1 protein-coding gene is annotated in these 429 nt (G+C 31.9%); it reads right to left on the reverse strand.

Annotated elements, in window-relative coordinates; translation table 11 throughout:
* Positions 1 to 429: IS3 family transposase (locus IAI56_RS15945; RefSeq protein WP_187658792.1), on the reverse strand; the 429-nt coding region annotated here is incomplete at both ends.

The raw sequence follows: 429 nt of genomic DNA on the forward strand, positions 1-429 counted from the left end.
GTTTGATAGCGATTTTGATAAATCAGTTCTACTTTTAATGTTTTAAAAAAACTTTCGGCTACTGCATTGTCCCAACAATTTCCTTTTCTGGACATACTTCTGATTATGGATTTGTGCTTGTTTAATTCCAACACAAATTCTTCACAAGCGTATTGTATGCCTCTATCGGAATGAAAAATTAATGATTTATTTTTGATTGGTCTATTAATCAAAGCCATCTTAAAAGCTGCGATACTAGTGTCTTTTGCTCTCATTGTATTGCTTAATGACCAGCCAATCACTTTTCTGTCAAATAAATCAATTACTGAAGTTAAATACAACCAGCCTTGACCAGTTCTGATATAAGTGATGTCTGACACCCAAGCTGTATTCTCTTTAATTACTGTAAATTCTCTATTCAATTTATTTTCTACCACAGTATATTTATGG

The organism is Flavobacterium macrobrachii (assembly GCF_014486675.1).
GTDB classification, from domain to species: domain Bacteria; phylum Bacteroidota; class Bacteroidia; order Flavobacteriales; family Flavobacteriaceae; genus Flavobacterium; species Flavobacterium macrobrachii.